Source organism: Actinophytocola sp., from assembly GCF_045807065.1.
Lineage (GTDB): Bacteria > Actinomycetota > Actinomycetes > Mycobacteriales > Pseudonocardiaceae > Actinophytocola.
Genome location: NZ_JBJMIE010000134.1, coordinates 12,038 through 32,245 on the forward strand (window position 1 = coordinate 12,038; position 20,208 = coordinate 32,245).

A 20,208-nucleotide genomic window follows, 5' to 3' on the forward strand; every position below is an offset into this window, starting at 1 on the left:
CCGCGGGATTGAGTTCGCACTGGCGGCCGTTCGTGCCGGACCAGGTCGTGGAACTGGTCCGGCACGGCGCGCCGCCGGTCGGGGCGCCGCGGCGGTGGGACGCCGTGGTGCTGTTCGCCGACATCGCCGGCTTCACGGCGATGAGCGAGGCGCTGTGCGCGGCCGGCCGGCAGGGCACCGAGGACCTGAGCCGGCGGCTGAACGTCTACTTCGGACATCTGGTCGAACGGGTGGTCGCCTCCGGCGGGAGCGTGATGCGCTTCGCCGGGGACGCGGTGACCGCCGTGTTCCCGGCGGACGCGCCGCGGCGGGCGGTGCGCTGCGCCCTGGAGATGCGTGCGTTGACCGGCGACGGCGACCTGACCGTGAAGATCGGGCTCGCGGACGGGTCGCACAGCGGCGTGGTAGTCGGTGCCCCGGCCGTCCGCCTCGAGTACGTGGTCATGGGCGACGCGGTGAACCACGCCGTGGCCGCAGAACAGGTCGGCGCGCCTGGCGAGATCCTGGTGGACCAGAGCCTGCTGGACGTGTGCGACGGGATGGAGACCGGCGAGCGGCGGGGCCGGGCGCATCTGCTGACCGGAGGAATGCCGGTTGACGGGACCACCGCGGCGCCGGCGCCGGAACCCGTGCCCGAGGCGGTGACCGCGAGACTGGCGCCGTTTCTGCACCCGCCGGTGGCGGCCAGGCTCCTGGCCGGGCGGCGCGGCCTGGTCGACGAGCACCGCGAGGTCACCGTCGCGTTCGTGACCGCTCCCAGCTGGACCGCGGGCCGGTTCCAGCATTACGCGGCCCGGGCCGTGCGCATGATCGGCCGGTACGGCGGACACCTGCTGCAGATCGACACGGGGGACAAGGGCAACCTGCTTGTGGTCTGCTTCGGTGCGCCGGTCTGCCACGAGGACGACGAGGACCGGGCGGTCCGCTGCTGCCTCGCGTTGCTCGGTCTGCCCGGTGGCCCGTTCCGCGCTGGGCTCACCACGGCGTTCGCCTACTGCGGCGAGGTCGGCTCGCAGCGCCGCCGCGAGTACCTCGTCGTGGGTGACTCGGTGAACCTCGCCGCCCGGTTGATGCAGGCCGCCCGCCCGGGACAGCTCCTCGTGACCGGACGCACCCGTCAGCGCCTGACGGGGTCCGTGACGGCGCGGGCACTTCCGCCGCTCAGTGTGAAGGGCAAGTCCGCGCGCATCCCGGTGTGGGCTGTCGAGGCGGTCGCGGCGAAACGATGGCGGGCGGCCCCGGCCGGCGAGGGGCTGATCGGCCGCGCGGTGGAGCTGGAGCTGCTACGGACCCTCGTCGAGCGCGTCGTGGGCGGTGCCGGCCAGGTCGTGTCGATCACCGGGGAGGCCGGCGTCGGCAAGACCCGGCTCGCCGACGAGGCGGTCCGGCTCGCGGTCGAGGCGGGCTTCGCGCCCTACCGCGGCGCGGCCCACGCCCACGAGACCGAGACGAGCTACTTCTGTTGGCGCCCGATCTGGCGACTGCTGCTCGGCGTGTCGGACGGCGGGCCGCTCGCGGAGTGCCGGGCCCGGGTTCGCGAGTACGTGACCGCCCTCGACGGCGGCTCTGCCCACCGTGCACCCTTGCTCGCACCGGCCGTCAACATCCCGATGCCGGACACCGAACTCACCTCGGGCCTGGACCCGGCGACCCGGACGGACGCACTGCACGTGCTCCTGGCCGACGTGCTGCGCAGCCGTGCCGCCGCCGGCCCGATCGTGCTGGTGCTTGAGGACTGCCACTGGACGGATCCGGCGTCGGCCGCGTTGCTCGACTTCCTCGCCGGTGCGCTCCACGATCAGCCGGTCCTGCTTCTGGCCACCGCTCGTCCGGCCGGCGCGGCCGCCGCGGCGGCCGAACCGTTCGATCGGCACGAGCACTGCTCGGTCCTGGCGTTGCGGGAACTGTCCGACGCCGAGGCCGAGCGGCTGGTCGCCGGCCGGCTGCGGCGACTCTACGGCGAGCGGGTCCTGCCGTGCCCCGAACTGCTCGCCGTGCTCGTGTCGCGCGGCGCCGGCAATCCCTTCTATCTCGAGGAGCTGGCCAGTCTGGTGCACTCCCGCGGGGTCGATCCGGGTGACCCGAACGCCGTCACGGCCATCGACCTGCCCGACACCCTGCGCAGCCTGCTCACCGCGCGGCTCGACCAACTCGACGAAGGCGAGCAGGCGGCGGTCAAGGTGGCGAGCGTGATCGGGCAGGTGTTCACGGCGAGCTGCGTGCTGGGCTCCTACCCCGAACTCGGCGGTGCCGACGCTGTCCGCACGCACCTCGACCGCCTGTGCCGCCGGGAAATCACCACCCTGCGGCACGCCGGGCCGGACCCGGAGTACGCGTTCCGGCACGTCCTCACGCAGGAGGCCGTCTACGACACGCTCACGTTCGCCATGCGTGCACAGCTGCACGAGTCGGTGGCGGGTTTCGTCGAACGCACCCACGGGCCGGAGCTCACGCCCTACGTCGACGTCCTGGCCCACCACTACGGCCGTACCGGCAACAGGGTCAAGCAGATCACCTGGTTCCGCGCGGCCGGGGACGCGGCGCGCTCCGCCTTCGCCAACGAGACCGCGATCGGCCACTACCAGCGGCTGCTGCCGCTGTTGCCGTCCGAGCGTCGCGGCGAGGTGCTCGTGCACCTGGGCACGGTGTGGCACCTGACCGGGCAGTGGAGCGACGCGGAGTCCGCCTGCCGCGAGGCACTGGAGGTCGCGTCGGCAACGCAGGACCGCGTGGTCGTCGCGAAGAGCCAGCGCGACCTCGGCCTGCTGTGCACCTACCGGCGGGCCTACGCGGACGCGGTGAGCTGGCTGACCAGGGCCGGCGAGGAGTTCGAGCGGCTCGGTGACACCCTGGGAGTGGCAAGCACGCTCGACCGGCTGTCCTTTGCCCACTTCCAGCAGGGGCGCTACGCCGAGGCCCTGGCCACCGCGGAACGACATCTGGCCCTCGCGACCGCCGCCGGGGACGAGAACGGGCGCAGCACCGCGCTCGAGAACATGGGGATGGTGCACGGGCACACCAGCAACCACCGGGTGGCCATCGACCTGCTCGGGCAGGCGCTGGCCATCGCGGAGGACGCCGGCAACCTGCGCGGGGTGAGCTATGCGGCGAATGACCTTGCCGGTGTCCACCTCCGACAGGGCGACCACGTGCGGGCGATGGAGTACCTGGAGCGGGCACGCGCCGCCGCCGAGAAGATCGGGTTCCGGTCGCTGGCCGCGGTGCTCATCGGCAACGCGGGCGAGCTGTACCGGGAACAGGGCGATCATCCGCGTGCCGTCGGTTGCCTCAGCTACGCCCTGCGGATCGCGCTCGACCTCGGCGACTGGCACAGCCTGCTCGGACAGCTCGGCAACCTGGGACTCACTACCGCGGCCCAGGGCCGCTTCGACGTCGCCGACCGGTTGCTCGACCGGGCCGTCGAGCTGGCCCGCGCACTCACGGCGCCCTATGTGCTGTGCGAGTACCTCTACTGGCTGGCCCGGCTGCGCGCTGACCAGGGCCGTGGCGCCGAGGCGGCGCGGTGCAACGACGAGGCGTTGGAGATCTCCGACCGGATCGACCACCGGCACCACCGGTTGCACTGCCGTCTGCTGGCGCTGCGGCTCGGGCAGGCGGCCGGGCGGCTGGACCGTGCGGCGGTGGCGGCAAGGCTGACCGCGTTGCTCCCGCACTGGCTGGAACCCGCGGAACAGGCGGCCATCCACGCGGCCAGATGGGCGGTGACCGGCTCCGACACGGACCGGGCCGTCGCCGTGGCGCTCTACCGGTCGCTCTACGAACGGGCACCCAACGAGGAATGCCGAGAGCGCCTGGCGGAGCTGACCGACGAGCCGCTGCCGCCGGCCCCCATGCTGCCGCCCCTGCCGGCCGAGGTGACCGAGGCCGACCTGGACCTCGACACCGCCATCCGGCGAATCGACCTGGAGCTCCGTGACCACCTGACGTCGGGGCCGGTCACTGGTAGGTGATCATCACCGGGGCTGGGCGGCGGCTCATGGTCTGCTCCGGGGTGAGCATGGGGTGGTCCTCGTCGTAGAAGTTCTTCCAGCCCAGGGGGAGGTCGGTGGGGCGGGCGGTTACGACGGAGTGCCAGGTGGCGTCCTTCTGGCCGGTGGAGCCCTGGCCGTCCATGTGGATGAGCACGGCCAGCTCGTCGTGGGTGGTGTCGAGTGCTGGCTCGTCGCGGATCATCGACAGGCGGAACTGGTGGATCACGAACAGCTTCTGCGGCAGGGCGTGCTGGGCGGTGAGGTCGGCGAGCCACGCCTCGGTGCGGTTGACCTCGGCGGCGTCGATCCCGCCGATCTGTTTCAGCGGGACCTGGTCGGGGCCGAGCTTCCACTCGGGGTCGACCGCGAGGCCGACGTGCGGCATGAGCAGCAGGGGTTCGTAGCGCTGTGCCTGCGCGGTCAGGTCGGCGCGGCCGGGCTGCAGGTCCAGCACGACGTAGAGACCCGCCGCGCCGGCCTGTTCGACCCACGGCCGCAGGGACTCCACGGTGGACTCGCTGGAGAAGTCGCCGTCGGGGCCCGGGCCGCCTTCTGCGACGGTCGCGATGATCTCGAAACCCGGCACCACGGGCACGTCGCTGAGCGGCTCGTAGGCCTTGGCGGTCTGCCTCGCGCGGTCGATGCTGGCGCCGAGGTCCTGCTCCCCGAGTACACCGAGTGCCCGCGTGCCGGGATGCCCGTACAGGCAGACGAGACGCCGGCCCGGCAGCATGGTCTGGCCGCCGCCCGGCAGCTGCGTGCCCGTCGCCGCCACGGCCAGCCGGGTGCGGAGGCGGTCCGCCGGCCCGAAGGCACCCCCGACCGCCACGACGACGCGTGGTGGGGTCCGGTGCAGAGCCTCGATCGCGGCGGCGTCGGCCCGCGGGTCGGCGCCGTGCACGGGCACGACCGTGGCGCCCACCGCGTGGGCGGTCGCCGTGGCGGCCGCGTCGTCGCGTGTCACGTCCACGAGCACCGTGACCGCCAGGTGCTTGGGCGCCCGCACGGTGGGCAGGTCGGCGGGCAATGTGGGGGAGTCGGCCGGCTGGACGTCGTACACCGGCACGGCGGTCCGGCTCGATCGCACGAGCCGCTGTGCCTCGGCGCCCACGGCGAGGATCGCGTGTGGTGCCAGCCGCTTCAGCTCCCGCCCCACCGCGGCCTGTTCCTGTTGCGCCGCCGGCAGTACCGGCGCGCCGAGCCGGGGCGCGATGGCCGCCGCGGTGGCCATGCTCGCCGCGTCCCCCGCCGCGGCCTCGATCACCACCGGTGCCCGGCGGAACAGCAGCGAGCTGACCGCGATCGCCGACCCGGGACCCGGGGGCGCGTCGAGCACCGTCGTCTCCTGGCTGGGCCGCGTCAGTTCCGCCGCCAGCGCGGGGGATCGGGTCGTCGCGTCCGCTCCCGAAGCATGCGTGGCGGCCGACGTCGTGCAGCCGACGAGCCCGGCGCCGGTCGCCACCGCGACCAGCAGCGAACGCATCCGTGCACGTGCGGTGATCATGGCTCTCCAACGATAGCGGTCGGTACACGAGTAATACCAAGGGGTTACCGCCGCACACTAGGGGATCGCGGAGTGGTGCGCTGATCGAGACCGGAGCAGGCGGGCGCGCTCAGCGGTAGAGGCCGAGCAGCGCGCGCGTCGCCGCGTCGACGATCTCGTCCGCGGAGGCCTGCAGGGTGCCCTCGAGCCAGGCGGTGACGAGTTCGGCCATGCCGCCGATGAAGAGCAGGCCCGCGGTCTCGTCCTCGTTCTCGCTGCGGTCGCGGGAGCCCAGCCACTCCCGCGCCTCGACGGCCGACTGGTGGGCGAGGTGGCGCAACAGCTCGGTCCGGCGGCGGCGCAGCTTCGGCACGGCCACGGACTCCACGATGGCGACCCGGCCCTTCCTGGGGTCGTCGAGCAGCAGCCGCACGAACGCGTGGATCGACGCACGCACCCGTGCCTCGGGGACCTCGCCGGCCTGCTCGGCGGCGCGCCTGCTGGTCTCCTCGATCTCGGCCGCTATCTCGTTCATCACCGCCTCGAGCAGGGCGTCCAGACCGGCGAAGCTCTCGTAGAAGTAGCGCTCGGACAGGCCCGCCTCGGCGCACACGGCGGTCATCGTGGTGCGGGTGCCCGGGTCCGCCCACACCGCGAGCGCGGCCTCGAGCAGCCGGGACCGGCGTGCGGCGGCGCGCTCGGCGGCGCTCATGCCCCGGTAGACCCCTGACTGCACGGCCATGCCGCCCACCATGCCACACGGGGTCGGCGAACCAAGGTTGACAGGGCACTCTTCCTGAATAAGGCTGGGGCGTGACCGGTGCCACACCAGCGCGAGGTGCGCCCATGACGGCCGAGATCGCGGCGGCGAAGAAGACCGCGGACACGCGGCCGATGCCCGCGCTGCACCCCGACGACCGCGGCCTGCCCGTCGTCGGCCAGCTCCTCGCGTACGCCAGGGATCCGGTCGGCCTCTACCGACGCCACTACGAGCGCTACGGCCCGGTGGCGCCCTTCAGCTCGCTCGGCAGGAACGCGGCGATGCTGCTCGGCCCCGACGCCTGCGGCGAGGCACTGCAGAACAGGGACAAGGCGTTCGCGAACGAGCCTGCCTGGGCGCGGCTCGTCGGCCCGTTCTTCCACCGGGGCCTCATGCTCATCGACTTCGACGAGCACCTGGTGCACCGGCGGATCATGCAGGAGGCCTTCACCCGGCCGCGGCTGGAGGCCTACACCCGTCGGCTGCACCCGGCCATCGAGCGGGGCATGGCAACCTGGGTGGCGGACGAGGAGTTCCCGGCCTACCGGCGGCTCAAGCAGCTGACCCTGGACATCGCCGCCGACCTGTTCATGGGTGGCGCGCGGGACACCGGCCAGGCCGAGATGGACCGGGTCAACAGGGCGTTCGTCGCCTGCGTCCAGGCCGCCGCCGGGATCGTCCGCGCGCGCGTGCCGCTCACCCGGTGGGGCCGGGCCTACCGCGGCCGCGAGGTGCTCGAGAGCTTCCTCCGCCACTACCTGCCGGCGAAGCGCGCGCACCGGACCGACGACATCTTCTCCGTGCTCTGCCACATCGAGACCGACCGGGGCGACCGGTTCACCGACGACGACGTCATCAACCACATGGTCTTCCTGATGATGGCGGCGCACGACACCTCCACCATCACCGCCTCGACGATGCTGCAGTACCTCGGCCAGCACCCGGCCTGGCAGGAGCGCTGCCGCGCCGAGGCGCTCGCACTGGGGCCGGCCCCGTCCGCGGCGCGGCTGGAGGGGCTCGTCGCCGTCGACCTGGTGATGCGGGAGGCCCTCCGGCTGCGCGCGCCCGTCCCGGTGGTCGTCCGCCACACCGTCAAGGACACCGTCGTCCAGGGTGTCCGCATCCCCGCGGACACCGCTGTCGCGCTCGGCATCCAGTTCACGCACCTGATGGAGGACTACTGGACCAACCCGATGGTCTTCGACCCCGACCGGTTCGCGCCCGCGCGCCGCGAGGACAGGTCGCACCGGTTCGCGTGGTTGCCGTTCGGCGGCGGCGTGCACAAGTGCATCGGGATGCACTTCGCGGGCCTGGAGGTCAAGGCGATCATGCACCGGCTGCTGCGTGCCTACCACTGGCGTGTCGACCCCGGCTACCGGCCGCCGATGGACAACCACTCCCTGCCGTTCCCCAAGGACGGCCTGCCCATCACCCTGGTCAGGAACTGACGATGCAGGAACTGACATGACCGCCACCGCCATCCCCGTCGACACCGCCAGCGCGTACCGGCCGGCCTGGCTCACCGACGCGCGGCTCGCCTCGCTGCTGCGCTGGGTCGCCGTCCCGGCCTCCGGCGGCGCCGGCACCACCGCCGCCGCCGCCCCGTACGACGCGCTGCCGACGGTGGCGGTCCCGGCGGGGACACCGGCCGACGTCGAGGCCGCCGTCGCGCGCGCCCGGATCGCGCAGAAGGCGTGGGCCGCGCTGTCCCACGGCGCCCGCGCGCAGGTCGTGCTCCGCTTCCACGACCTGCTCGTGGAGGGCCAGGACGAGGTCATGGACCTGGTCCAGTGGGAGACGGGTAAGGCCCGCCGCCACGCCCGGCAGGAGGTCCTCCAGGTCGCGACCCTCGCCCACCACTACGCTCGGCACGGCCACGCCTACCTCGAGGACCGGCCGGTGCGCCCGGCCGTCCCCGTGGTCACCCGGGCCAGGGAGATCCGCGTTCCGAAGGGGGTCGTCGGGATCATCGCGCCGTGGAACTCCCCGCTCTACCTCGGCGTCGGTGACCTGGTCGCGGCCCTGCTCGCCGGCAACGCCGTCGTCGGCAAGGCCGACGAGCAGACCCCGCTGACCCTCCTGTGGGCGCGGGCACTCCTGGCCGAGGCCGGGCTGCCCGAGGACGTCTGGCAGGTCGTCTGCGGGGACGGGCCGACGATCGGCGAGGCGGTCGTCGACACCGCGGACCACGTGTGCTTCACCGGGTCCACCGCGTCGGGCCGGCGCGTGGCCGAGCGTGCCGCGCGCCGCCTCGTCGGGGTCTCGCTGGAGCTCGGCGGCAAGAACTCGCTCATCGTCCGCGCCGACGCCGACCTGGCCCTCGCCGCGCGCGGCACGGTCGAGGCCGCGTTCGCCAACAGCGGCCAGCTGTGCGCCCACATCGAGCGGGTGATCGTGCACGAGGCCGTCCACGACGCGTTCACCGAGGCGCTGCTGGCGGCGACCAGCGCCCAACGGCTCGGCCAGGGCTTCGACTTCACCCACGACGTCGGGCCGCTGGCGAGCCAGGCCCAGCTGAACAGGGTGCGCGCGCACGTGGCGGACGCGGTCGCCAAGGGCGCCACGGTGCTGGCCGGCGGTCGCGCCCGCCCGGACCTCGGCCCGTTCGCCTACCAGCCGACCGTGCTCACCGGCGTGACCGAGGACATGGACCTGTGCCTCGGCGAGACCTTCGGCCCCGTCGTCGCACTGCACCGGGCCGCCGACGACGCGGCCGCGGTCGCGGCGGCCAACCGCGGCCGCCGGGGCCGCTCCGTCGGCATCTTCAGCAGGAACGTCGCCGAGGCCGAGGCGATGGCCCGGCGGATCCGCGCCGGCGCGGTCGGCATCAACGACGGGGCGGCCCTCGCCGCGCCGATGGGCGGTCGCGGCCAGAGCGGTCTGGGGCGCCGCCACGGCGCCGAGGGCATCCGCAAGTACACCGACGCGCAGACTGTGGTCACATCCCGGGTCGGTCCCGTCGGCCCGGCGCCCGGCACGCGGGTCGAGTCCCTCGTGGCCCTGGGGAACAGGCAGCTCCGGCTGCTGCGGCGACTTGGCATCAGGTGAGGAGCGGCCATGGACTTCGATGACACCCCGCAAGAGGCGGCCTGGCGGTCCGAGGTGCGCTCCTTCCTGGAGCGGCACCGCGAGGAGCTGGGCTCCCGCCGCTCCGACAGGAACGCCGACCGGGAGGTCGCCAGGGCGCGGCAGGCCACCCTGTACGACGCCGGGTTCGTCGGCGTCACCTGGCCCGTCGAGGCCGGTGGCCGCGGTGGGACACCGATGCAGCAGGCGATCATCGACCAGGAGCTGGCCCGGCTCGGCATCCCCCCGCTGGTCAACCTCATCGGCATCGGCATGTGCGGCCCGACCGTGATGGCGCACGGCAGCGACGACCAGAAGCAGCGCTACCTGCGGCGGCTGCTCCGGGCCGACGACATCTGGTGCCAGCTGTTCAGCGAGCCGGCCGCCGGCAGCGACCTCGCCGCGCTGCGCACCAGGGCCGTGCGCGGCGCGGACGGCGACTGGCGGGTCAACGGGCAGAAGGTGTGGACCACCGGCGCCCACCTCTCCGACTACGGCATCCTGCTCACCCGCACCGACCCCGACGTGCCCAAGCACCGCGGGCTGACCATGTTCGTGGTCGACATGAAGACACCCGGCGTCACGGTGCGGCCGCTGCGGCAGATGAGCGGCGGCGCCGAGTTCAACGAGGTCTTCTTCGACGACGTGGTCATCCCCGACGCCGAGCGGCTCGGCGACGTCGGCGACGGCTGGCGGGTGGCGCTGACGACCCTGATGAGCGAGCGGCTCTCGCTGGGCGGCGGCGGCACCGACATCGGCATCGGTCCCGAGGCGGTGGCCCGGCACGTGGCCGACCACCTCGACGCCCTGCCGCCCGACCGGCAGGTGCTGGCGCGGCAGGAGCTGGGCCGGGCCTACGTCGCGGCACTCGGCAGCCGCTACACCGGCTACCGCCAGCTCTCGAAGCTCAGCCGGGGCGAGTTCCCCGGACCGGAGGCCTCCGCCGGGAAGCTCGCCAGCACCCGGACGGCCCGCGACCTGGCCGATCTCGCGGTGCGGGTGCTCGGCGCCGACGCGCGTGTCGCCACGACGCGCGACGGCAGCGGCCTCTGGCAGGAACTGCAGGCGGGACTGCCCGGCATGGCCATCGCCGGCGGCACCGACCAAGTCCTGCGCAACATCATCGGTGAGCGCGTCCTCGGGCTGCCCGCCGAGCCCCGCGCCGACAAGGGCGTCACCTTCCGGGAGAGCCTCGCCGCCGAGAGGACCAAGCCATGAACTTCGACCTGGATCCCGAACACCTGGACCTGGCCGGCGCCGCACGCGACTTCCTGGCGGCCTCGGCCTCCCCTGCCGCGGCCCGGGCGATGCTGGACGCGGGCGCCGGTGCCCGGCCGGGCCGCGCGGAGCTGGTCAAGAGCGGCTTCGCGACGATCACGGTCCCGGAGCACGCGGGCGGGGGCGGCGGCAGCGTCCTCGACCTCGCCGTGGTGGCCGAGCAGGCCGGGCGCCTGCTCGCGGCCCCGTCGCTGGTGACCTTCGCGCGGGCCGCCGTGCTGCTGGGTGGTGACGAGAGCAGGCTGGCCGGCCTCGCCGGCGGCGACCTGGCCGTCGCGGTCGTCGACGACGACGGCCCCGTCCTGGACGCCGCCGGCGCCGAGCAGTTCCTGGCCCTGCGCGACGGCGCCCTCGTGTGCGGGCCGGGCACCGTGACGGTCCGCGAGCCGATCGACCCGACCCGCGGCCTGGGCGACGTCACCCTCGGTGAGACCGCGGTGCTGGCGCCGGACGCGACCGAGCTGTGGCGGCGGGCCGAACGCGTCGGCCGCACGATCCTCGCCGCCGAGGGACTGGGCGCCGCCGCCCGCGTGCTGGAGATCGGCGTCGCGTACGCGAAGGAGCGGCATGCGTTCGGCCGCGCGATCGGCTCCTACCAGGCGATCAAGCACATGCTGGTCGACTCCTACGTCGAGGTGGAGCAGCTCCGCTCGCTGGTCTGGTGGGCGGCCTGGGCCGCCGACCACGCACCCGGCGAGCTGCCCCTGGCCGCGGCCGCCGCCAAGGCCGCCGCGGCCACCACGCTGGAGCACGCGGCCGAGACGGTGGTCCAGGTGCACGGTGGCATCGGGTTCACCTGGGAGCACGACGCGCACCTGTACTGGCGCCGGGCCAAGGTGGACCGGTTCCTCCTCGGCGACGACGTGGCCGCCTACGACGAGGTCGCCCGGCTCGCGACGGCGGCGCCGCGGTGACCGGCCCGGGGGAGCACACCTCGCCGTCCTCGCCGAGCGGGCCTTCGAGCGGCTCGGCGACCACGAGTCGCTGTTCTTCGAGGGCCGGTGGCTGACCTCGGGGGAGATCCACGAGCGGGCGGCCTGCGCGCGCACGGTGTGGCGCCGGGCGACCGGGTGGTCGTGATGATGATGAACACGCCCGAGGTGTTCATCTCCTACCGGGCGATCTGGCGGGCCGGCGCCGTGGCCACGCCGGTGATCTTCCTGCAGACCGTGCCGGAGCTGCGGCACGTCCTCACCGACTCCGGCGCCACGGCCGAGATCGTCAGCGCGGAGCTGCGGGACCTGTTCCGCGGTGCCGCGGAAGGGCTTCCCATCACCACCTTCGTGGTCGGCGAGGACGTGGGGGAAGGCGCCACCCCGTTCGCGGACCTGGATTGTGGCGAGCCGGCCGGGATCGAGCCACGCGCCGACGACGACCTCGCCGCCCTGCTCTACACCGGCGGCACGACCGGCCGGGCGAAGGGCGTCATGCTCAGCCACCGCGGCCTGTGGGAGTCCGGTCACGGCCTGCAGCAGGCCGCGCGGACCACGACCACGACCCGGTCGCCGCTGCCGCTGCCGCTCTCGCACGCCTACGGCCTGACCGTCACCATCGGTGCCCTGCACGCCGAACGCCGGCATCATGCCGCTCGGCTCGCTGCTCACGGAGCCCGACCAGGTGACCAGGGCCATCTTCGAGGTGAACGTGTTCGGCGTGATCAACGGCACGAAGGCCGTCGCGCCGGGGATGGTCGAGCGCGGTCGTGGCCACATCGTCAACGTCGCCTCGGCGGTGGGCCGGCCGTCGCGAACGGCGCCACCTACTCGGCCTCGACGTTCGCCGTGGTCGGGTTCAGCGAGGCCACGCGGGCGAGCTGGCACCGCTCGGCGTCGACGTCACGATGGTGCTGCCGACCGTGGTGCGGACCGAGCTGTCGGCGGGCGTCCCCGCGGCGCGGCGCCCGCTGACGCACCTCGGGGCGACGGGGACACTGCCGGTCACCGGACCCGCCGCGCCCGGCTTGGCAGCCGGCCGGCGACGACGTCGTCGACCAGCGCGCCCACCGTCTGCGCGGCGCACGCCTTGTTGGCGCCGATCCCGCCGGTGGAGCCGCGTTTCGCCCAGCCGACCACGTACGTGCCGGGGCGGCCGGTGACGCGCCCGGCAGTGTTCGGGATGGTCCCGGTCGCCTCGTCGAAGGGGAGACCGGGCAGCGCCGTGCCCCGGTGTCCGACGGCCCGCACGACCTGGCCGGTCGCGATCTCCACCGCGATCTCCACCGTGTCCTCCACCGTGTCCTCCACCGCGTCGCCGGTGCCGGTGACGCGCAGCCCCCGCACGGTCCCCTCGCCGGTGACCGCCAGGGGGGCGGAGTGGAACCGGAGCACGATGCGCCGGCGCTCGCCGGCGGGCGGTGCCGACCAGTCGACGCTCACCCGCTCGGCCCCGCGCAGGAGGGCCGCCTTGCCCTCGGCGGCGTCGATGGCCGTCGCGACGCGGGGGTCGTGTGTGTCGACGACCAGGTCGACGCCGGTGCGCTGGGTGAGTGCCAGCAGCTCCGAGGCCGTGTAGGCGGCCGACGCCGGGCCACCGCGGCCGAGGAGCACCACCTCGCGCACCTTGCTCGCCCGCAGGGCGGCCAGGGCGTGCGGTGCGATCGCGGTGCCCGCCAGGTCGGCCGGGTCGGCGGTGAGGATCCTGGCGACGTCGAGTGCGACGTTGCCCGTGCCCACCACCACGACCCGCTCCGCGGACAGGTCGACCGCGGTCGGCGCCACGTCCGGGTGGCCGTTGTACCAGCCCACCACGGTCATCGCCGCGACGCTGCCGGCGAGGTCCTCGCCCGGGATGCCGAGCGACTGCGGCGCGGCCGCGCCGACGGCGTAGATCACCGCGTCGTACCGCCTGGCCAGCTCGTCGGCGGACACCTCCCGGCCGACCTCGACCCCCAGCCGCAACCGCAGTCGCGAGTGGCGGTGGAAGCGCGCGAAGACCTCGCCGATCCTCCTGGTCGACGGGTGGTCCGGCGCGACGCCGAAGCGCACGAGACCGCCGGCGACCGGCAGCCGGTCCAGCAACGTCACCCGCGCGTTCGTGTGCAGGAGCAGGTCGGCCACCGCGTACATGCCCGCCGGCCCGGTGCCGACCACGGCGACGTCCAGCCGGGGGAAGTCGCTCGGGATCGTGCGGGTGAAGTTCGGCGGCCCCCAGGCGTGGAAGTTCGGCGCCGGGTCCGGCGTGGCCTGGGGCCGGTCGGCGTAGTAGCCGGCGTTGATGTCCGCGTACACCCGCAGCGGCGCGGTCAGCGCGTCGACCGGGAAGATCGCGTCGACCGGGCAGGCGTCCGCGCAGGCACCGCAGTCGATGCACGTCTTCGGGTCGACGTGGAGCATCTCGGTGGTGGCGAAGCCGGGCTCGTCCGGTGTGGGGTGGATGCAGTTGACCGGGCAGACCGTCACGCAGGACGCGTCGGCGCAGCAGGTCTGCGTGATCGCGAAGGCCATCGTCGGGAACGCCCGGGCTCAGACCAGGCTGGCGCGCTGGTAGACGGCCCGCGCCGCGCGGGTGAGCAGCCCGGCGGAGTCGAGGAACTCCATCAGGCCGGCGCAGCTCGACCGCAGCATCGACCGGTGGTGCTCGTTGGCCCGGGCCTCGCGCAGGGCACGCGCGGTGTCCAGGCCGGCGTTGGCGTAGACCTTCGGGCTCACCATGCTGGTGACGATGAAGTAGGCGGCGATCGCCACGGTCAGCGCGTTGACCTGCCGGCGCACCACGCCGGCGCCCCGCAGCCGCTCCCGGGTCTCCTCCCGCGCGAACTTCATGTGCCGGGACTCCTCGACGACGTGGATGTTGTTGATCGTGCGGACGAACGGCACGACCCGCTCGTCACGCATCCAGTCGCGCTGCATGACGTCGAGCACCTCCTCGGCCACGAGGATGGCGGCGTAGGCGGCCTCACCCGTGGCGGTGCCCGCGAACAGCCGCCCCAGCTCGACCGCGAGCCGCCGTGGCCGGTACGCGGGCGCCCCGAGCTTGGCGGCTCCCCGCGCGAACATGATCGAGTGCCGGCACTCGTCGGCGATCTCGGTCAACGCCCACTGGAACGCCGGGTCGGTCGGGTCCTTCGCGTAGAAGTCCCGCAGGATCATCTGCTGCAGGATCATCTCGAACCAGATGCCGGTGCTCGCGACCGAGGCCGCCTCCTGGCGGGTCAGCTCGCGCTGCTGCTCCGGTGTCATGTCCTCCCAGTAGGAGGTCCCGAAGAGGGTGCACCACTCGGGACTCATGCCGTGGTAGGCGGTGTCGAGGGGCGTCTCCCAGTCCACCTCGCGAGCCGGGTCGTACGACAACTGCGCGGACGAGTCCAGCAACCGCCGCGCGGTCGCCTGCCGATCGTGCTCCACGGCAGCATGCGTTTCGGACCTGGTCATGGCGACTCCTGCCGATCGGGAACAACCTGTTACCAGAGTTTACTGTTACCGATGGTAACACGATCGATGGGTCGGCACAGCACTGTGGACGGACGGCCCGGGTCTCCCGCTCCTCAGCACGCCACCGGTGAAGCCGAACAGGCGTTGGGCGACGCGGCACCTGGAGCCGCCTGGACACTTCCCGGACAGTTACCACCGTTGCGCCGACTGCCTGTATCAGGTCGGCGATCCCGGCGTCATGTTGGGAAATGGCGGTCACGGCGACTGCGCGGCCGCCAGGAACAGGGGGAGGTTCTCGATGCAGACAGGACAGGAAGGCCAGGAGCCGCGACCGGGGGAGAAGGACGACGACGGCCCTGGGGAGGAGGACACCACCCAGCCGCACGGCACGGGTGGGACCGGGCACAAGCCCGAGGTCAAGTTCACGCCGCACGCGCAGGGTGTTCAGGACGGCGGCGGCGATGGTAACGGCAAAGGCGACAGCAGTGGCGGGAGAATCGGGCCCTCGTGATCCCATGATGTCCGTCGCGTTGGTTTCCATGCCGTTCATGGACGCGGGCAGGCCGGCCATCCAGGTCGGCCTGCTCAGGTCGATCGCGGCGGCGGCCGGTTTCACCGCGTCCACCCTGCACGCGAACCTCGGGTTCGCCGCCAGGGTGGGCGCCGGCCGCTACCGCCTGCTCGCCGAGCACCGCGGCTGCCTGGTCGGCGACTGGTTGTTCGCCGTCCAGGCCTTCGGTGACGCGGCACCGGACCCGGGGGCCGAGCTGCTCGACGTGTTCGCCGAGCAGCTCGGGTTCGGGCAGTCGCCCGAGGACGCCCGGCGGTGGCTGCTGGCACTGCGGGACGAGGTGGTGCCCGCCTACCTCGACGACCTCGTGGCCGGCCACGACTGGGGGGCGCTGTCCGTCGTCGGGTTCAGCTGCACGTTCCAGCAGACCACCGCGTCCATCGCGCTCGCCAGGCGGCTCAAGGCACGCCACCCTGAGCTGGTCACCCTCTTCGGGGGCGCGAACTTCGACGGCGAGATGGGCCCGGAGCTGGTGCGCGGGGTGCCGTGCATCGACGTCGCCGTCGTCGGCGAGGCGGACGACGCGTTGCCGGCGCTGCTGTCCTGCCTCGCCGAGGGTGTGGACCCCGGGACGACGCCGGGTGTCATCTCCAGGACCAGCGGCGAGCTCGTCAGCACGCCACCCGCGCCACCGCGCACGGCACTGGACGACCTGCCGATCCCCGACCACACCGAGTACTTCGCGACCGCGGAACGACTGGGGCTCACCGACCCCGACCGGCGGCGGCGGGTCTGGGTGCCGGTCGAGACCGCGCGCGGGTGTTGGTGGGGCGCCAAGCACCACTGCGTGTTCTGCGGCCTCAACGCCGAGGCGATGCGGTTCCGGTCGAAGTCGCCGGAGCGCGTGCTGCGCGAGCTGGCGGAACTGACCCGCTCGACCGGCAGCTTCCGGCTGGCCGCCGTGGACAACATCCTCGACCACCGGTACCTGACCACCCTGCTGCCGCGGCTCGCGGAGAGCGAGCTGGGCTACGAGCTGTTCTTCGAGGTCAAGGGCAACCTCGGCCGCGAGCAGGTCCGCCTGCTCGGCCAGGCGGGGGTGCGGCACGTCCAGCCGGGGATCGAGTCGCTCAGCAGCGCGGTGCTGCGGCTGATGCGCAAGGGCGTCACGGCCGCCCAGAACGTGAACCTGCTGCGCTGGGCGCGGTACTACGGCGTCGACGTGGCCTGGAACCTGCTGTGGGGCATCCCCGGGGAGACCGCCGAGCACCAGGCCGCGCAGGCGGCACTCCTCCCGGATCTCGTGCACCTGCAGCCACCGGGGGAGGAGGGGCGGATCTGGCTGGAGCGGTTCAGCCCGCTGTTCCGGGAGCCGGACGAGGTCTTCGCCTTCCGGGAACCGGAACGCAGCTACCGGTACGTGTACCCGCCGACCATGGACCTCGCGCGGATCGCCTACTTCTTCGACTACGAACTGACCGAGCACCTGCCCGCCGGTGCGTACGACGCACTGGCCAAGGCGTCCCGCGGCTGGCGGGAGGCCTGGCAGGACGGCGACCGGCCGCACCTGGAGTACCGGTGGACGCCGGGGCTGCTGGAGATCGACGACACCCGCCACGCCGGCCGGACGGGGACCTACACGGTCGAGGGGTATGCCGCGGACGTCTACGTGGCCTGCAGCGACCGCCCCCGGACGGCCGTCGCCGTCCATCGGCAGCTTCGCCCGCCGGTGGACGTCGAGCGGGTGCGGGCCGTGCTCGACGAGTTCGCCCGGCTGGGCCTGGTGTTCCTCGACGAGGACCGGGCGCTGGCGCTGGCCATTCCGGCGACCGGGGGTCGGTGAGACGGCGGTGAGACGGTCAGGAGGCGAGCCTCGCGCGCAGCAGGTCCGCGTCGGCGTGGCCCATCTCCTGGAAGATGTGCAGTGCCTCCCGCCAGACGGTGCGGGCGCCCTCGAGGTCGCCGGCGTCGCGGCGGACGTCGCCGAGCAGCACCAGCTGGTCCGCCTCGTTGTAGCGGTCGCCGAACTCGTGGTAGAGCGCGCACGCCGCCTGGTAGTTGGTCGCCGCCTCGTCGTACCGCCCCAGCCGGTGGTAGGCGCGCCCGATGCTGTCCAGTGTGTCCGCCTGGTAGGGCCGGGCGCCGATGCGCCGTTGCAGCTCCAGGGCGGCCCGGCAGAACCGCAGCGACGCCTCGTAGTCGCCGAGCATCGCGTGGAACCAGCCGACCGCGTTGAGCGCGCGTGCCTCGCCGGTCGGGAAGTCGGCGGCGCGGAACAGGTCGAGTGCCCGTTCGGCATGGCGCAGCCCCTCGCCGAACCGGCGCTGGCGGTCCAGCACCCCGCTCCGGCTGCGCAGCGCGTGTGCCATGCCGAGCCGGTCACCGACCTGCTCGTACAGCTTCAGGGCCTGCTTGACGTGACCGTCGGCCTCCTCGAGCCTGCCCAGCTGGACCAGGGCCCATCCCACCCCGACATGGCTGGCGGCCTGGCCCGTGACGTCGCCGAGCCGCTGCGCCGCGCCGAGCGCGATCTCCTGCAGCAGCACGAGCTCGTGCCAGTCGCCGTGCCGGTTGAGGAAGTAGTTGAGGGTCCAGGCCAGCCGCCACGCGTGGCCGGGGAAGCCCGTCTCCGCGGCCTGGCGCGTCGCCGCCCGCAGGGTCGCCTGCTCGTCCTCGAACCAGCGGAACGCGTCCTGGTGGTCGCGCAGCGGCTCGGCGCCGACCCCCGGCACCGGTGGCTCCAGCTCGATGGGGGTCGTCCCGGAGCCTCTGTTGAGCAGCTCGTCGGCCCGGTGGGCGGTGTGCAGGTAGTGGTCCAGCACCCGGCGCAGCGCCGCGCGGCGCAGGGGCTCGGCGTCCGTCCCGTCGACGAGCTCGCTGGCGTAGGCGCGCAGCAGGTCGTGCATGCCGTAGCGCCCGGGCATGCGCTCGGACACCAGGTGCGCCCGGGTCAGCTGTTCGAGCAGGGTGTGGGCGGCCGTCGGGGAGAGCTCGGCCAGCGCGCGGACCGCCGGCACCGTGACGTCGGGGCCGGGGACGAGCGCCAGCAGGCGGAACAGGCGTGCCGTCGGTCCCGGCAGGGAGGTGTAGGACCAGGAGAAGACGGCCCGGACGTTCGCGGCGAGGTCGCCGGCGTCGAAGGGGTCCAGGCGGCCGCGGGCACGCCGGAGCTCGTCGGCCAGCCGTGCCAGGGACAGGTGGCTGGTGGTGCGTCCGCGTGCGGCGACGATGGACAGCGCCAGCGGCAACCGCGCGCACGCCTCGATGATGGCGTCGACCGCGGCGGGCTCGGCGTCGACGCGGGCGGCCCCGAGCCGGCGGGCCAGCAGCTCACGGGCGACGTCGTCGGACAGCAGGTTGAGCATGACCGGCCGCGCGCTGTCGACCGCGACCAGGCTGATCAGCTGGTCCCGGCTGGTGACGAGCACCAGACTGCCCTCCGAGCCGGGCAGCAGCGGGCGGACCTGGGCGGCGTCCGACGCGTTGTCCAGCAGGACGAGGATGCGCCGGCCCGCGAACTGGCTGCGGTAGAGACCCGCCTGGGCGTCCGGGTCCACCGGAACCTGTTCGGCCGGCACACCGAGGGCGTCCAGCAGGGTGCGGATCGCGGCCGCCTGCCCGGCGGGCGGCTGGTGCGGGTCGAACCCCCGGAGGTTGAGGAAGATCTGACCGTCCGGGAAACGCGCCTTCACCTCGTGGGCCCACTGGACGGCGAGGGTCGTCTTGCCCACCCCGGCCGTGCCCGTGATCGCGATGATGAGCGGCGAGTGCCGTTCGGCGTCCGCCACCGCCGCGTGGAGGTCGGCGCGTTCCCCGGTCCTGCCGACGAAGTCGGAGAGGGCGTGGGGTAGTTGCTCCGGCTTCGCGCGCCGCGCCGTCGAGCGCCGCGGCACCAGCTCCACCGGGGTGGTCCCGCTGGCGGCGACGGGTGTCGCCAGGGTCGGGTCCGCGGCGAGGACCCGTTGCTGGAGCTCGCGCAGGGGCTCCGACGGTTCGATGCCCAGCTCGTCGTCGAGGTAGCGGCGGGCCGCCGCGTACGCCCCCAGCGCGTCCGCCGCTCGCCCCTCCCGGCAGAGGGCACGCATGAGCAGGCCGTGCAGCCGCTCCTGGGCGGGGTGCTCCGCCACGAGTCGGCGGAGCTCGCCGACGAGGTCGGCCGGCGACCCGAGCGCCAGGTCGAGGTCGATGCGGTCGGCGAGTGCCCGGACCCGCAGCTCGGCCAGCCGGTCCCGTTCCGAGTCGAGGAACGGGCTGCTGAGGCCGCCGCACAGGGGACCGCGCCAGAGCCCGAGGGCCGTCCGCAGGGCCGCCGCCGCCTCGCCCAGCCGTTCCGCGCTCCGTTCCTGCTTGGCGCGGTCGAGGGCCGCCTCGAACACCGTCACGTCCAGCGCGTCCGGGGGGAGCGCCAGCCGGTAGGCCGAGTTCGTCCAGGTGAGCATGCTGTCGCCCGAGCGCGGGGTCCGCTCCGGCTCCAGGGCTCGGCGAACGCCGGAAGCGTGCCGGTGCACGAGGTTCACGACGGACTTCGGGGCCGAGTCACCCCACACCGCGGCGATCAGCGAGTCCCTGCTCAGCGCGCGGTTGGCGTTCAGCAGGAGCACGGCGAGCACCACCCGCTGCTGTACCGGGCCGAGGTCCAGGGCGACCGTGCCTCGCCGGACCTGCAGCTCTCCCAGCGCCGCGACCGTCAACTCGTGACCGCCGTGGGGCACTGTTCCCCTCCTCGCACGGACTTCCGGCTCTGGACC

General features: G+C 73.6%; 12 protein-coding genes and 2 pseudogenes. 9 read left to right on the plus strand and 5 right to left on the minus strand.

The genetic code is table 11. The features are described 5' to 3' along the window. The first annotated feature begins 8 nt into the window (after positions 1 to 8). Entirely contained in the window at positions 9 to 3,971 is a 3,963-nt protein-coding gene (locus ACJ73U_RS07810) for a tetratricopeptide repeat protein (RefSeq protein WP_407776861.1), read from the plus strand. Here ACJ73U_RS07810 and ACJ73U_RS07815 read toward each other — a convergent pair. Then, positions 3,958 to 5,496 (minus strand): hypothetical protein, encoded by a 1,539-nt coding sequence (locus ACJ73U_RS07815; protein ID WP_407776862.1) that lies wholly within the window; start codon positions 5,494 to 5,496, stop codon positions 3,958 to 3,960. The two genes, ACJ73U_RS07810 and ACJ73U_RS07815, sit on opposite strands and share 14 nt — an antisense overlap. Positions 5,497 to 5,605: 109 nt before the next feature. Beyond that, positions 5,606 to 6,217, minus strand: a complete 612-nt coding sequence (locus tag ACJ73U_RS07820) for a TetR/AcrR family transcriptional regulator (RefSeq protein ID WP_407776863.1) — start codon at positions 6,215 to 6,217, stop codon at positions 5,606 to 5,608. 104 nt (positions 6,218 to 6,321) lie between these two features. Between ACJ73U_RS07820 and ACJ73U_RS07825 the strand changes: the two genes are divergently transcribed. The 6 genes and pseudogenes from ACJ73U_RS07825 to ACJ73U_RS07850 all read left to right on the plus strand — a co-directional run. After that, complete coding sequence (locus ACJ73U_RS07825; protein ID WP_407776864.1) at positions 6,322 to 7,683, plus strand: cytochrome P450; 1,362 nt, start codon at positions 6,322 to 6,324, stop codon at positions 7,681 to 7,683. A gap of 16 nt (positions 7,684 to 7,699) precedes the next feature. Then, a complete protein-coding gene (locus ACJ73U_RS07830; RefSeq protein WP_407776865.1) occupies positions 7,700 to 9,283 on the plus strand; it encodes a succinic semialdehyde dehydrogenase in 1,584 nt (527 codons plus the stop codon). A 9-nt stretch (positions 9,284 to 9,292) separates the two neighbouring features. After that, positions 9,293 to 10,519, plus strand: coding sequence for an acyl-CoA dehydrogenase family protein (locus ACJ73U_RS07835; protein ID WP_407776866.1), 1,227 nt, complete (start codon positions 9,293 to 9,295; stop codon positions 10,517 to 10,519). Next, on the plus strand, positions 10,516 to 11,493 hold the full coding sequence (locus tag ACJ73U_RS07840; protein ID WP_407776867.1) for an acyl-CoA dehydrogenase family protein: 978 nt from the start codon (positions 10,516 to 10,518) through the stop codon (positions 11,491 to 11,493). The genes ACJ73U_RS07835 and ACJ73U_RS07840 overlap by 4 nt, the downstream gene beginning before the upstream one ends. Before the next feature lie 87 nt (positions 11,494 to 11,580). After that, positions 11,581 to 12,135, plus strand: a pseudogene (locus ACJ73U_RS07845) (AMP-binding protein); the annotation flags it as partial. 25 nt (positions 12,136 to 12,160) lie between these two features. After that, a pseudogene (locus ACJ73U_RS07850) lies at positions 12,161 to 12,259 on the plus strand (short-chain dehydrogenase); the annotation flags it as partial. Between the two features lie 257 nt (positions 12,260 to 12,516). Here the strand turns inward: ACJ73U_RS07850 and ACJ73U_RS07855 are convergent. Continuing rightward, positions 12,517 to 14,022 carry an FAD-dependent oxidoreductase gene (locus ACJ73U_RS07855; RefSeq protein WP_407776868.1) on the minus strand — a complete coding sequence of 502 codons (1,506 nt, stop codon included), beginning with the start codon at positions 14,020 to 14,022 and terminating at the stop codon, positions 12,517 to 12,519. 18 nt (positions 14,023 to 14,040) lie between these two features. Then, a complete protein-coding gene (locus tag ACJ73U_RS07860) occupies positions 14,041 to 14,949 on the minus strand; it encodes an AurF N-oxygenase family protein (RefSeq protein ID WP_407776869.1) in 909 nt (302 codons plus the stop codon). Positions 14,950 to 15,247: 298 nt separating this feature from the next. On the opposite strand from ACJ73U_RS07860, the gene ACJ73U_RS07865 reads away from it, so the two are divergent. Then, the gene (locus ACJ73U_RS07865) at positions 15,248 to 15,460 is read left to right on the plus strand and encodes a hypothetical protein (RefSeq protein ID WP_407776870.1); all 213 of its coding nucleotides are present in this window, start codon (positions 15,248 to 15,250) and stop codon (positions 15,458 to 15,460) included. 7 nt (positions 15,461 to 15,467) lie between these two features. After that, on the plus strand, positions 15,468 to 17,303 hold the full coding sequence (locus ACJ73U_RS07870; RefSeq protein WP_407776871.1) for a RiPP maturation radical SAM C-methyltransferase: 1,836 nt from the start codon (positions 15,468 to 15,470) through the stop codon (positions 17,301 to 17,303). A gap of 16 nt (positions 17,304 to 17,319) precedes the next feature. Here the strand turns inward: ACJ73U_RS07870 and ACJ73U_RS07875 are convergent, their stop codons facing one another. Continuing rightward, positions 17,320 to 20,172, minus strand: a complete 2,853-nt coding sequence (locus ACJ73U_RS07875; RefSeq protein ID WP_407776872.1) for an AfsR/SARP family transcriptional regulator — start codon at positions 20,170 to 20,172, stop codon at positions 17,320 to 17,322. Positions 20,173 to 20,208 lie beyond the last annotated feature (36 nt).